This window comes from Streptomyces sp. H27-H1, assembly GCF_026627445.1.
Classification (GTDB): domain Bacteria; phylum Actinomycetota; class Actinomycetes; order Streptomycetales; family Streptomycetaceae; genus Streptomyces.
Genome location: NZ_JAPNLJ010000035.1, coordinates 83444 through 96140, shown reverse-complemented (window position 1 = coordinate 96140; position 12697 = coordinate 83444). Strand labels below are relative to the sequence as shown.

The 12697-nt window shown below is 72.4% G+C and carries 11 protein-coding genes, 1 tRNA gene, 1 pseudogene and 1 riboswitch; of the genes and pseudogenes, 6 read left to right on the top strand and 7 right to left on the bottom strand.

Annotated features, from left to right (window positions below; genetic code table 11):
• Positions 1-108 (top strand): annotated as a pseudogene (locus OTB20_RS30370) (IS5/IS1182 family transposase); the annotation flags it as partial.
• Between the two features lie 15 nt (positions 109-123).
• Here OTB20_RS30370 and OTB20_RS30365 read toward each other — a convergent pair.
• The 4 genes from OTB20_RS30365 to OTB20_RS30350 all read right to left on the bottom strand — a co-directional run bounded on the left by OTB20_RS30365 (position 124) and on the right by OTB20_RS30350 (position 3391).
• Positions 124-966 (bottom strand): ABC transporter ATP-binding protein, encoded by an 843-nt coding sequence (locus OTB20_RS30365; protein WP_267822369.1) that lies wholly within the window; start codon positions 964-966, stop codon positions 124-126.
• A complete protein-coding gene (locus tag OTB20_RS30360) occupies positions 963-2012 on the bottom strand; it encodes a FecCD family ABC transporter permease (RefSeq protein WP_267822367.1) in 1050 nt (349 codons plus the stop codon). Before OTB20_RS30360 ends, OTB20_RS30365 begins: the two co-directional genes overlap by 4 nt.
• A complete protein-coding gene (locus OTB20_RS30355) occupies positions 2009-3001 on the bottom strand; it encodes an ABC transporter substrate-binding protein (RefSeq protein WP_267822365.1) in 993 nt (330 codons plus the stop codon). Before OTB20_RS30355 ends, OTB20_RS30360 begins: the two co-directional genes overlap by 4 nt.
• A gap of 56 nt (positions 3002-3057) precedes the next feature.
• Positions 3058-3138, bottom strand: a riboswitch (cobalamin riboswitch).
• A 179-nt stretch (positions 3139-3317) separates the two neighbouring features.
• Positions 3318-3391 (bottom strand) — tRNA-Trp (locus OTB20_RS30350).
• Between the two features lie 754 nt (positions 3392-4145).
• Here OTB20_RS30350 and lepB point away from each other — a divergent pair.
• The 4 genes from lepB (at position 4146) to OTB20_RS30330 (ending at position 8804) form a co-directional block, all read left to right on the top strand.
• Complete coding sequence (gene lepB, locus OTB20_RS30345; protein ID WP_267822363.1) at positions 4146-4844, top strand: signal peptidase I; 699 nt, start codon at positions 4146-4148, stop codon at positions 4842-4844.
• 329 nt (positions 4845-5173) lie between these two features.
• Positions 5174-6511 carry a glycoside hydrolase family 18 protein gene (locus tag OTB20_RS30340; RefSeq protein WP_267822361.1) on the top strand — a complete coding sequence of 446 codons (1338 nt, stop codon included), beginning with the start codon at positions 5174-5176 and terminating at the stop codon, positions 6509-6511.
• An 81-nt stretch (positions 6512-6592) separates the two neighbouring features.
• On the top strand, positions 6593-7813 hold the full coding sequence (locus OTB20_RS30335; RefSeq protein ID WP_267822359.1) for a serpin family protein: 1221 nt from the start codon (positions 6593-6595) through the stop codon (positions 7811-7813).
• 79 nt (positions 7814-7892) lie between these two features.
• Entirely contained in the window at positions 7893-8804 is a 912-nt protein-coding gene (locus OTB20_RS30330) for an aldo/keto reductase (protein ID WP_267822357.1), read from the top strand.
• Between the two features lie 175 nt (positions 8805-8979).
• Here the strand turns inward: OTB20_RS30330 and OTB20_RS30325 are convergent, their stop codons facing one another.
• Together OTB20_RS30325 and OTB20_RS30320 are read right to left on the bottom strand one after the other, a co-directional pair.
• Positions 8980-9984 (bottom strand): PfkB family carbohydrate kinase, encoded by a 1005-nt coding sequence (locus OTB20_RS30325; protein WP_267822355.1) that lies wholly within the window; start codon positions 9982-9984, stop codon positions 8980-8982.
• A complete protein-coding gene (locus OTB20_RS30320; RefSeq protein WP_267822353.1) occupies positions 9981-10625 on the bottom strand; it encodes a bifunctional 4-hydroxy-2-oxoglutarate aldolase/2-dehydro-3-deoxy-phosphogluconate aldolase in 645 nt (214 codons plus the stop codon). The genes OTB20_RS30325 and OTB20_RS30320 overlap by 4 nt, the downstream gene beginning before the upstream one ends.
• A gap of 86 nt (positions 10626-10711) precedes the next feature.
• Between OTB20_RS30320 and OTB20_RS30315 the strand changes: the two genes are divergently transcribed.
• Complete coding sequence (locus OTB20_RS30315; protein ID WP_267822351.1) at positions 10712-11512, top strand: IclR family transcriptional regulator; 801 nt, start codon at positions 10712-10714, stop codon at positions 11510-11512.
• A gap of 124 nt (positions 11513-11636) precedes the next feature.
• On the opposite strand, the gene OTB20_RS30310 is transcribed toward OTB20_RS30315, so the two are convergent.
• Positions 11637-12680: a S66 family peptidase gene (locus tag OTB20_RS30310; protein WP_267822350.1), complete on the bottom strand. Its 1044-nt coding sequence runs from the start codon at positions 12678-12680 to the stop codon at positions 11637-11639.
• Between the last annotated feature and the right edge of the window lie 17 nt (positions 12681-12697).

Genomic DNA, 12697 nt, shown 5'->3' with positions numbered 1-12697 from the left:
AACCGCCTCAAGAACTTCCGGGCCGTGGCCACCCGTTACGACAAACGCGCGTACGTCTACCTCGGGACCGTCACCCTCGCTGCCCTGATCATCTGGATCCGAACCTGATCCAAGAAACAGAACCTAGGCGGTCGCGGAGCTCGCACGCCGGCCCCGCTCCCCGTCCTGCGGAAGGTAGACGACGTTCGGCGCGCCCGTCGTCGGGTGAGTGCCGACCCGGGTGCGGACCCCGTACACCTCTGCCAGCAGGGGCTCCGTCAGGACTTCCGCCGGAGTGCCCGACGCGGCCACGCGGCCGGCCGCCAGGACGTACAGGCGGTCGCAGTACATCGCAGCCAGGTTGAGGTCGTGCAGGACCAGCAGGGCGGTGGCCGGCAGGGCGCGGACCAGGCCCAGGATCTCCAGTTGGTAGCGGATGTCCAGGTGGTTGGTCGGTTCGTCCAGGGCGAGCAGCCCGGGGTCCTGGACGAGGGCGCGGGCCACCAGGGCGCGCTGGCGCTCGCCGCCCGAGAGCCCGTCGAAGCGGCGTCCCGCGAGGGGGGCCGCGCCGACGGTGTCGAGGGCTCGGACGACGCGGCGTACGTCGTCCGGTCCGTCCTGTTCCCAGAACCGCTTGTGCGGGCTGCGCCCCATGGCCACCACCTCGCGCACGGTCAGCCCGAAGGTCCCGGCCGCGTCCTGGGGCACCACCGCCACCCGTCGGGCGCGGTCCTTGACGCCCAGCGAGGCCGCGTCCGCGCCGTCCAGCAGTACGCGCCCGCCGGTCGGGCGCAGGGTGCCGTAGACGCATCGCAGCAGTGTCGTCTTGCCGCTGCCGTTGGGGCCGACGACTCCGACCGTCTCGCCGGGGCGGGCGGTGAGGTCGATCCCGTGCAGCAGTGGCTGCCCGTCGATCTCGTAACGCACGGCCTCTACGGCGAGTTCCGCCGGTCCCGCCGTCGGGTCCGCCCGCCGCGCCGCCGTCATCCCACCACCCCTTCGGTACGGGTGGACCTGCGCAGCATCCACAGGAAGAACGGCCCGCCGACGAGCGCCGTGACCACGCCGACCGGGATCTCCTCCGGCGCGGCGGCGGTACGGGCGATCAGATCGGCGAGGGTCAGGAACACCGCCCCGCCCAACGCGGCCACGGGCAGCAGCGCCCGGTGTCCGGCGCCGACGACCATCCGGGCCGCGTGCGGGACCATCAGCCCCACGAAACCGATCGCCCCGCTGTAGGCCACCAGTACCCCGATGACGAGCGAGGTGAGGACGAACACGGCGGCCCGGAACCGGCCCGTGTCCAGGCCGAGCGTGTGGGCCCCTTCCTCGCCCGCGAGCAGCAGGTCGAGCGGCCTGGCCAGGGCGATGAGCAGTCCGGTGCCCAGGAGCAGGGCCCCGGCGGGCAGGGCCAGCTCGCCCCAGCGTGCCCCTCCGAGCCCGCCGAGCGTCCAGAACAGCACGCTGCGGATCTGGTCGGGGCGGGCGGCCAGTACCAGGATCAGGCTGGTCAGGGCGGACAGCACGTACTGGACGGCGACTCCGGCGAGGATCAGCCGGCCGGTGGTCATGGCGCCGCCGCGCCGGGCCATCGCGTAGACGCTGACGAGTGCGCCCATCGACCCGGCGAAGGCGGCGAGGGGTACGGCGGCCTCGCCCGCGAAGCCGAGGAGGCCGGCGCCGAAGACGATCACCAGCACGGCTCCGGCCGAGGCCCCGGAGGAGGCTCCGAGCAGGAACGGGTCGGCGAGCGGATTGCGTACGAGGGCCTGCAGCACGGTTCCGGCGACGGCGAGTCCCGCGCCGACGACGGCCCCGAGGAGCACGCGCGGTATCCGGACGTCCCACACGATCGCCCCGAAGGCTCCCCCCGACGGTCCGGGGCCGCCGAGCACGATGTCCAGCACCTGGCCGGGGGGAATCCGTACCGGCCCCAGGGCCAGCCCTCCGACGGCCGACGCGGCCAACGCGGCGGTGAGCAGGGCCAGTACGACCGGTGTGCGGGTGACGGCGCGGGTGTTCCGGCGCCTCACGCGGCGTCGGGGTGGAGCTGGCCGCCCAGCGATTCGACGGCGTCGGCGACGCGCACGCCGAGCACGGCGCAGGACAGCGGCAGCACGACAAACCGCTGGTTCTTGATCGCGGGTACCTGCGCCAGCGCCGGGTCGTGCAACAGTCGCTGCTTCTTGGCTTCGACGGTGGTGCCGCCGTAGTCGTAGATGAGGACGACCTCGGGCTTGCGCTCGATGACCTTCTCCCACGACACGTCGCCGAAGGTGTCCTCGAGGTCGGCGAACACGTTCGTCCCGCCCGCCAGCGAGACGATCTCGTTGCCGATGCCGTTGCCTCCCGAGGTGAAGGCGGAGGCGTCGCCCGAGTCGTAGACGAAGACGGCGGGCCTGGCCTTGTCCTTCACGCGCGCGCTGACGGCTTCGATGCGGCGCTGTTCGTCCGCGATGAGCCGCTCGCCGCGCTCGGGCACTGCGAAGGTCCGCGCCACCTCGGTGATCTCGGTCCTGAGCTGGTCGAGTCCGACCTTGCCCTTGGTGCAGTACTCCACGCTGAGCCGGGAGTTGATGCCCGACTTCGCGAGTCCCGCGCGGTCTCGGCCCTGCGCCTCGTCGAAGGCGCTGGAGTAACCTCCGTACACGAAGTCGGGGTTGGCGCCGAGGAGGACCTCCTTGGTGGGGTACTCCTTCGCCAGCACCTTGATCTTGTCGTAGGCGGGCCGGTAGGCGGGCAGTACGGCGTCGTCCAGGTAGGCCGTGCCGACCGTCCTCCCCTCCAGGCCGAGGGCCAGCAGGATCTCGGTGGCGTGCTGGTTCATCGCGACCGCACGTCGCGGGGGTGCCTGATAGGTGCTGGTGACACCGCAGTTGGTGACCGTGTACGGGAATCCGGGCGCGGCGCCCGCCGGCGCCTGCGCGTCCCGCGGCCCTGGGTATCCCCCGCAGGCGGCCAGCGGTATCAGGAGGGGGACGGACATGAGCACGCGCAGCAGCGTACGGGGGTGCGAAGACATGGTGGAGCCTCTCCGGGGGATCCGCGTCCCCTGGTCGAACCGAAGAGGCGGTGCGTCAGTGTCTGACTCCCGGGTCCCCGTGCGGGGGCGTCCGGTCACAGTGGCGGGACCGCACCGGATTCACACCGGTTTCCTGTCCTGCACCGCCTGGATAGCCCGGCCAGTCTGCCAGAAGGGTGACCTGGCACCGAAGCGGCCACACCCGTGCCTGTGCCCGCGCGGCGAGGTGACGGCGACCCCCGGGATGCGAGCTGACATGCCAATGGCCCGGGTCCGACGAGTGGTCGTCGGATCCGGGCCACAGGGCTCTTCCTCGCAGGGGTGGCAGGAGTCGAACCTACGACATCTGGTTTTGGAGACCAGCGCTCTGACCAGCTGAGCTACACCCCTTCGGTGAGACCAACCATGTCACGGAGCGCGTCGAAGATCCACTGTATTCGGGGGTCAACCGCGAGGAATTTCGCCCCCGGTGCGGGCACCCGCGGATCCGAGCCAGTCGGCGAGCGGGCCGTCTTCGCTGGTCAGAGCGGCGTCGAGGGGAGTCAGCCCCGCCGTAGCCGATCCAGTCGGTGTCCGCGCCTCGAGACAACAAGTACCGGGCCGTGGACAGTTGGCCTCCGTGGCACGCTCCCCAGAAGGCGCTGGTGATCTCCCCGGGATCCGCGCCCCCGGCCACGAACTCCGCGACCACGGTGAGCAGTGCTCGCGGCCCAGCGCAGCGGGGTTTCCCGGTGGGAGCCGACGAACCGGGCCCCCGGATCGGCGCCGGCGGTGACGGGGTGCGCGGCCAGCAGCCGGCGGAGTCCGTCCAGGTCGCCGCCCCGGATCGCGGCCGTGACGGCTACGGCGAGGGGGTAGCCGGGGACGCGACGCCGACCTTTACACCTCGCGAATGGCCGCTTTCCTACGCTTGCCCGGCCGGGCCCTGTCGCCCAGCAGCCACATGCCGGTCCAGTGGTCCAGAACGGGCAAGGGAAACCAACAGATGAGCTCGAGGGAGGCGACTGTGAGCCGGGGACCCGGCGGAGCGGCCGGCCGGTTCGGCCGGCTCCCGGCAGGTGTGCGCGCCATCTCTCGTCTCCCGCGGCGATCACCCCGGGAGGCGAACCCCGGCGATGGCCCCGCGCGGAGTGAGCCAGGAGGTGTGCCGGGCGCGAAGCGCCGCCCTTGGTGGGCCGAGCTGTTGATCCTGGTCACCATCGCCTCGCTGCTCGCCTTGGGGATCAAGACGTTCTTCGTTCAGGCGTTCTCGATACCCTCGGGCTCAATGCAGAACACCCTGCAGGAAGACGACCGGGTCCTGGTGGACAAGCTGACCCCGTGGTTCGGCGCCAAGCCGCAGCGCGGGGAAGTCGTGGTCTTCCGTGATCCCGGCGGCTGGCTCCCGGAGCAGACTCCGAAAGAGGCCAACGCGGTGTTGCGCAGCGCGCGGAGCGTACTGGGCTTCGTGGGCCTGCTTCCCTCATCGGACGAGAAAGACCTGATCAAGCGGGTGATCGCGGTCGGTGGCGACACCGTGGAGTGCAACAGCGGAAGCCCGGTGAAGGTTAACGGAGTACCGCTGGACGAGCCGTACATCCATCCCGGTTCGACCCCGTGCGACAACGACCCGGTCGGAACGGTCAAGGTTCCCAGAGACCATCTCTGGGTGATGGGCGACCACCGCAACGACTCCCGGGACTCCCGCTACCACCAGCTGCAGAATCCCGGCGACGGCTTCGTGCCCGTGGACAACGTGGTCGGCCGCGCCTTCACCTTGGCCTGGCCAGTCACCCGCTGGGCCACACTGCCGGTGCCCTCCGCTTTCCACCAGAGGGCCCTCGCGCAGAATCACTCGCGATAGCGCCGAGCGGGGGCAACGAGCCACCGCCCGACAGGCACTCACCGTGGTGGGCCGGCAGCCCCAGGGCTGCCGCAGGACGCGGCCCTCGCCGCCGTCCAGTTCACCCTCGACGGCGGGCCCCGCCCACGAGGTCGGGCAGTGGAACCTGCCCCTGGAACCTGCCCCGACCCGGACGCTCCGGCCCCGCCGGGCACCTCGGACGCCCGCCGGACGGCACCGACTTGCCCCACCCCCTTGACCCGCTGTGGTCCAGACCAATAGTTTCCGCATGCACAGCGCACGCGCCCCCCGGCACCATCCACCGCATCCGCAATCCGCAAAGGAAGCCCATGCGCCGCAGCATGCTCGGCAGGCTGGCCGTCACCGCCTGCTCCCTCTCCCTGCTGACCGCCTTCGCGCCCGCCCATGACAGCGCCGGCCACAGCGACTCCGGCCACGGCCACGGCCGCTCGTACACGAAGGTCGGCTACTTCACCCAATGGGGCGTCTACGGAAGGGACTTCCAGGTTCAGGACCTGGAGAAGAACGGCAGCGCGGGCAAGCTCACGCACATCAACTACGCCTTCGGCAACATCAGCGCGGACGGCAAGTGCTTCACCGGCAACGTCCCCGGTGAGGCCGACGCCTGGGCCGACTACGTGCGTCCGCTGGACGCCGAGAACTCGGTGGACGGCGTCGCCGACGACTGGGAGCAGCCACTCGCCGGCAACTTCAACCAGCTGCGCGAGCTCAAGGCCAAGCACCCGGGCCTCAAGGTCCTGCTCTCCCTGGGTGGTTGGAGCTGGTCCACGCACTTCTCCGACGCCGCGCTCACCCCGGCCTCCCGCAAGGCCCTCGTGTCCTCCTGCCTGGACCTGTACATCAAGGGCAACCTCCCGCAGGACGGCAGCCGCGGTGGCGCCGGTTCGGCCGCCGGGATCTTCGACGGGTTCGACATCGACTGGGAGTGGCCCGGCTCGGAAGGCGACGCCGACACCACCTACCGCCCCGAGGACAAGAAGAACTTCACGGCGCTGGTGAGCGAGTTCCGCACGCAGCTCGACTCGTACGCCCGGAGCCAGAAGCGGAAGGCGAAGTACGAGCTGTCCGCTTTCGTCCCGACCGCCCCCGCCAAGATCGACGCGGGCTTCGACGTCCCCCGGATCATGCGCGACCTCGACTTCGTGACCTTGCAGGGCTACGACTTCCACGTCTCCGGCGAGAAGAGCACCGCGCAGCAGTCCGCGCTGTACGCGAGGAACGACTTCAGCGTGGACGGCACCGTGGACGCCTGGGAGCGGCGCGGTGCGCCCGCGCACAAGCTCGTGATGGGCATGCCGTTCTACGGGCAGGGCTGGACCGGCGTCAGCGGCGGCGGGGACGGCATGGGACAGCCCGCGACGGGTCCGGCACCGGCCACCTGGGCGGCCGGGTACGAGGACTACAAGGAGCTGAAGAAGCTGGCCGATTCGGGCGCGTACCAGGTGTACCGCGACCGGCGCGCGGGCAGCGCCTGGCTGTTCGACGGCACCACCCTGTGGACGTACGACGACCCGACGGTGCTGCGCACCAAGACCCGGTACATCCGCGAAGAGGGCCTCGGCGGCGCGATGTTCTGGTCGCTCGACGCGGACACCGCCGACGGGGAGCTGATGACCGCGGTCGACGAGGGACTGCGCGGGCACTGACCGCCCCACCCCCTGAACAGCGCCGCCGGGCCGCGGCAAACGACCCGTCCCGGCGGCGCCCCAACCCGTACTCTCCCCCGCATGAAGACGAAGACGGTACGAGCGGTCAACGCCCTCACCTCGCGCTGGGCCGGCCGGGCAGCCACGGGCGACGAGAACACCGTTCTGACGGCGGCCGGAGTCTGGCCGCTGCTGGCCCTCCTCGCCGACGGCGCCGACGGCCCGGCCCGCACCGAACTGGCCGAGGCCCTCGGCATACCCGCCGACACGGCGGCCGAGGCCGCCAGGGAGCTCCTCACCGGAGTGGACGGCGTACGCGACCTGCGCGCCGCCAGCGGCCTGTGGACCCGGGCGGACCTCTCGCTGGAGGAGGCATGGTCGGCCCGGCTTCCCGCCGGAACCCGGTCCACCCTGACCGGGGACGAGGACACCGACCGCAAGGCCCTCGACGCCTGGGCCGCCGAGCGCACCGGCGGCCTCGTCGAGCGGATGCCGGTCAAAGTCGACGAGGAAACACTGCTCGTGCTCGCCTCGGCACTCACCCTGCGCCTGCGGTGGATCCAGCCCTTCACGTCCTCGTGGACCTGGATCGACGAAGGCCCCTGGGCCGGGAAGCCCTTGCTCGGCCTGACCCGCAGTACCGCCCTCCTGGAGCGGGTCCGCGTGGCGCAGGCGGCGACCGGGCCGGTGACCCTGCTGGAGGTCGTGGGCGACGGCGGCGTGGACGTCCACCTCGTCCTCGGCGAGCCGCAGGCCCCGCCGGGCCAGACCCTCCGGGCCGGCATCGCGGCCGTCACCCGGGCGATCGCCTCTACGGGCGCGGACGCGCTCGCCGAGGGCGACCCGGGGCCGGGCCTGCACATCGAACAGGTGCTCTCCGTCGACCGCGAACACCGGCTGGACATCAGGACGGTGGCCTTCGAGGTGGAAGCGGAGCACGATCTCCTGGAATCCGCCGCGCTGTTCGGGCTGGAGAGCGCCTCGGACGTCCGGAGCGGTCATTTCCCGGGGATCAGCACCGACCCGCTGGCCATCGGTTCGGCCCGGCAGTCGGCCGTGGCACGCTTCCACGCCGAAGGCTTCGAGGCCGCCGCGGTGACGGCGATCGGCGCAGCCGGCGGCGCCGGGACCGGCCCCCGGCCGAAGTACCGCGTCCGCCGGGCCGAGGTCACCGTCCACCGCCCCTTCGGATTCCTCGCCGTCCACCGCACCTCCCGACTGGTCCTCGCCGCGGGCTGGGTGGCGGACGCCCTCCCGCACGAGGAGGAGGAAGAGGAAGAGGAGTGGGCCGGCGCCGAGTAGCAGGAGTCGGGACCGGAGTAGGCGCCCCACGGCCCCGGCTCTTCGCAGGCCGGGGCACCGACCGGGATATGATCATCTGATGACTTCGCACATGGGCACCACCGACGGGACCGCGGGCAGGACTACCGCGGCCGACTCCGGCACCTGGGTGCTCGGCGACCTCCCCGTCCGCCGCATCGGATTCGGCGCGATGCGGCTCACGCACCTCGCCGCCGGCTCCCCCAGCGACCGGGACCGGGTGACCGGGGTACTACGGCGGGCGGTCGAGCTGGGGGTCAACCACATCGACACGGCCGCCTTCTATTTCTCCGAAACCCGCTCCGCCAACGAGCTCATCAACCGGGCCCTCGCCCCGTACGCCGACGAGCTGGTCATCACCACGAAGGTCGGGCCAGGCCGCGATCCGTCCGGAGAGTGGTGGTGGGCCACGCCCGAGCAGCTGCGCGGTCAGGTCGAGGAGAATCTGCGCCAGCTGGGCCGCGACCAGCTGGACGTCGTCAACCTGCGCGTCCCTCGCCAGGAGACGACCGGTTCGATCGCCGAGCACTTCGGGGCGCTCGCCGAGCTGCGCACGGCCGGGCTGATCCGACACCTGGGCGTTTCCAACGTACGGCCGGATCACCTCGCGCAGGCGCGGGCCATCGCACCCGTGGTCTGTGTGCAGAACGCGTACGGGATCGGTTCGCCGGCCGCGGAGCACGCCCTCCTCGACGCGTGCGGCGAGCAGGGCATCGCCTACGTTCCCTTCTTCGCGATCGCCGGCGCCGGCAAGGAGGCCGGGGCGGCCGCCGAGGACGACTCGGCGGTACGGGAGATCGCGCTGGCCCACGGCGTGTCCCCGGCCCAGCTCCGCCTGGCGTGGACCCTGAGCCGGGGCGCGCACGTCCTGGCCATCCCCGGCACCGGGAACCCGGACCACCTGGTCGAGAACGTCGCCGCGGGGTCGCTGCGGCTGGCGCCCGAGGAGGTCGCACGGCTCGGAGCGGCGTAGCCGGTCGGGGTGCCCGGACGCGCGGCGGGCCGGGCCCGGAACATGCCCGGCCGGGCCCGCGCGCAGGGCCGTAGGGCCGTAGGGCCGTAGCGCCGTAGGGCCGTAGGGCCGTAGCGCCGTGATGCCGTAGGGCCGTAGCGCCGTGATGCCGTAGTGCCGTGGCGCTGCCGGGGTCCTATCCCAAGGTTCGAAGGGTGTGGCCGCGGTGTGCGGCGGCCAGGGCCGCCGTCTCGGTGAAGGCGGGGACGTGGCCGGTGCCGCCGCGGCCGGACACGGAGAGGGAGGCCGCCGCCGTACCGTGGGCGACCGCGTCCCGGAGGCGGTCGCCCAGCACGAGACGGGCGGTGGTGGTGCCGGTGAAGCAGTCGCCCGCGCCGGTCGCGTCCACGGGGTCCGGGTTGAGGGGGACCGGGAAGTACGCCGCCTCCGTGCCGTCGTCCAGCAGCAGCCGGTCGGCGGCCGCGGTGACCGCTACGGTACGGGCGCCCAGGGCCCGGTACCGGGCGGCGGCCTCGGCCGGGTCGCCGGTGTCGACCAGGGCCAGCGCGTCGGCCGGGCAGGAGGTCTTCAGCAGCCCGGTCAGCGGGGCGATGCGGGCCAGCAGTGTGCGGGCATCCTCTCGACTGGTGAGCCGGGAGCGGAAGTTGGGGTCGTAGGAGAGGTGACCGCCGGCGCCGTGCACGATCTGGGCGGCGAGCAGTACCGCCTCGCGGCTGCTCGCCGACAGGGCGCCGGCGATGCCGCTGGTGATGAGGGCCTTGGAGCCCGTCAGCAGCTCCCGCCAGGACTCGACGTGCTCCACCGAGAGGGTGGAGCCCGCGCTGCCGGTGCGCCAGTAGACGAACTCGCGGTCGCCCTCGGTGTCGGCGCAGAGCAGGTAGGCGCCGTTGGCGCGCGGGGAGCGGCGTACGTGGGAGACGTCCACGCCCAGTTCGGCGGCGCGGGCCAGCAGCGGGACGCTCAGCTCGTCCTCGCCGACGACGGCGAGGAGAGCGGTGCGGGCTCCGGCGGCTACGGCGGCGGCCGCGGCGTTGAGTGCGTCCCCGGAGTAGGAGACGCGGGCGGGGGTGCCGTCGGCGGCGTCGCGCAGGCCGGTCTCGGCGTGGATCTCGACGAGGACCTCACCGAGGACGAGTACGTCGTACCCGTGCGGCCCGGCCGCGTGGTCCGTCCCGGTCACGGCCGGCGCTCCGTACCCGCGCAGTCGCCGCAGCAGGGCCGGTCGAGGCCGGCGAAGACGGCGGCCAGCTCTCCGGGATCGGCGGGCAGGCCGTTGCCCATCCCGACGGCGGCGGCCCCGGCGGCGAGCCAGTCGCGCACCTCGCCCGGCGCGATCCCGCCGGTCGGAATGATCACGGCGTCGGGCAGGACCGCCTTGAGGGAGCGGATGAACCGGTGGCCGCCCACGTGGGCGGGGAACACCTTCGCCGCGCCGCCGGACCGGACGGCCGAGGCGATCTCGCCGGGGGTGAAGCCGCCCTCGATGAAGACGGCCCCGCGCTCCCGGGCGACCTCGCGGACCTCGGGGGCCGGGTACGGGGAGATGAGGAAGGCGGCGCCCGCGTCGAGCGCCGTCCGCGCCGCCTGGCCGGTGGTGACGGTGCCGACTCCGATGAGGGCGGGGCGCCCCCGCGCATCGGTGAGCGGCACGGTGCGGGCCACCGCCTCGGCCCAGCCGGGGGTGGAGGTGGTGAGCTCGACGACACGGCAGCCTGCGGCGAGCAGCGCGCCGGTGTGGCGGACGGCCTCGTCGGCGTCGGCGTTGCGCAGGACCGGCAGCAGTCGCTGCGCGGTGATGGCCGCATACGGATGACAGCGCAAGACACCCTCCATTTGTTCCACGTACTGGAACTTGGTATCGTGTAATGGAACTTCCGCTGCAGACCATACCCACGTTTGGAGATCGCGTGTCCCCGGATGACGGGCCCGATACCGCGAAGGGCCAGAGCGCTGCCCGAGGCGGTCGGACCTCCGCCGCGGGGACGGCGCTGGAGAAGTCGATGCGGATCCTGGAAGCCGTGGCCGCGCCCGGTGGCCCGCACCGGCTCACCGACGTCATGGCGGCGGCGGCCGTGCCGAAGTCGAGCACCTTCCGCATCCTGGCGTCATTGATCGAGCAGGGCTTCGTATGCTCCGAGGGCGAGAGCCGCTACGGCGTCGGCCCCCGGCTGCGCGCACTGTCCGCCCTGGTCAGCGGCGGGGAGCCGGCCGGCATCGAGCACATCCTGCGCGAGCTGCAGGAGGCCACGGGGCAGGCGGTCCATCTCGCCCTGCACAGCGGGGAGACCATCACCTACATCCGGAAGCTGGAGAGCGCACAGCCCTTCCGGACCGCCTCGCGGATCGGCATGCGGATGCCGCTGCACACGACCGCGATCGGCAAGAGCATCCTGGCCCAGCTGCCCGGAGCCGAGGTGCGCGAGCTGGTCTCCGCGACCGGGCTGCCGCGCCGCACGCCCGACACGCTCACGACACCGGGGGCCCTGGAGGCGGAGCTGGAGGCGGTGCGGGCGCAGGGGTTCGCCGTGGACGACGAGGAGAACGAGGCGACCATCCGCTGCATCGGCGCCGCGATCCTCGGGCCGCAGGGCCGTCCGATCGGCGGCGTCAGTATCACCACCGTCACCTTCCTGGTCTCCCGCACGGAGCTCGAGTCCTACGCGCCCGCCCTGCTCGCGGCCACCCGGGCACTGGCCCCGCTGCTGTAGAGCACCACCCGGCGATCCGCACCGTCTCGGGCCGTGCGGCGCGGGAAGGCCGGCGGGGGAAGGTGTGCCGCGGCCACCCCGGACCCGGTCGGGGACCCCAACAGAGCCACTGCGGCGGGATGCGTCAGTACGTGACGAAGACCCGGCGGGCCGGGCCGTCCACCCGGACCCGGCCGCCGACGGGGATCACGACCTGCGGGTCGGTGTGCCCGAGGTCCACATCGAAGACGGCCATGGCCTCGGGGGCGTACTCGCCGAGGGCCCGCAGGACCGCCGCGCGCTGCTCGCGGCGGTAGTGCTCCCGCTCCTCGACACCGAGGCGCTTCTCGAAGGACCAGCTCTTCGCCCGGCCCATCAGGAGGGCCGGGAACTGCCGCAGCAGTCCGCGCTCCCCCATGGCGCGCAGGATCCAGTAGACGTCCTGGGCACGGGGCATGTCCTCCGAGGTCTCCAGGAAGAGCACCCCGCCGGCGTACTCCTCCACGGGCCGCACCGCGCGGTCGGCCATCAGCATCCAGGAGATGATCTCCAGGTTGCCGCCCCAGCTGACGCCCTCGACCACCCGGTCGCCGTTGTGCCATGTCCAGCCCGAGGCCGGCTCCAGTTCCGGTTCGGCATCGAAGGTTCGGGAGTCGTCCCAGGGGCCGTTGACGTCCCCGCTGGCGTCGGCTGGGGCCAGCTCGTACTCGCCCGAGGTGAACAGGGCGGCCCGCAGGGACCGCGCCGTCAGCGGGTTCAGGGCGCCGGGCCGTCCGAGCTCGACCATCACCGAGCCCCCGTGGTAGGCGACCATCCCCAACTCCCGTAGATACAGGAGCAGGTTGGTGTTGTCGCTGTAGCCGAAGAACGGCTTGGGGTTGGCGCGCAGGAGACCGGCGTCGAGGTGCGGGAGCACGGTGAGCTGGTCGTCGCCGCCGATGCTGGCGATCACCGCCTTGATACCGGGATCCGCGAAGGCCGCGTGGATGTCGGCGGCCCGCTCCTCGGCCGTCGCGCCCATCTTCCGGGTCGTCGGGTACTCCACGGGCGTCAGCCCGAACTCGTCCCGGAGCCTGCGCAGTCCCAGCTCGTAGGGCTGGGGGAAGAGGGCAGGCAGACCGGCGGAGGCGGAGAGAACGGCGATCCGGTCCCCGGGACGGGGCTTGGCGGGGTAGCGGGGAGCAGTCATCTGATCATGCTAGGAGG

Coding starts and splice junctions, on each gene's coding strand:
- OTB20_RS30365 (WP_267822369.1), bottom strand. CDS start 966: ATGACGGCGGCGCGGCGGGCGGACCCGACGGCGGGACCGGCGGAACTC.
- OTB20_RS30355 (WP_267822365.1), bottom strand. CDS start 3,001: ATGTCTTCGCACCCCCGTACGCTGCTGCGCGTGCTCATGTCCGTCCCC.
- OTB20_RS30340 (WP_267822361.1), top strand. CDS start 5,174: ATGCGCCGCAGCATGCTCGGCAGGCTGGCCGTCACCGCCTGCTCCCTC.
- OTB20_RS30335 (WP_267822359.1), top strand. CDS start 6,593: ATGAAGACGAAGACGGTACGAGCGGTCAACGCCCTCACCTCGCGCTGG.
- OTB20_RS30330 (WP_267822357.1), top strand. CDS start 7,893: ATGACTTCGCACATGGGCACCACCGACGGGACCGCGGGCAGGACTACC.
- OTB20_RS30310 (WP_267822350.1), bottom strand. CDS start 12,680: ATGACTGCTCCCCGCTACCCCGCCAAGCCCCGTCCCGGGGACCGGATC.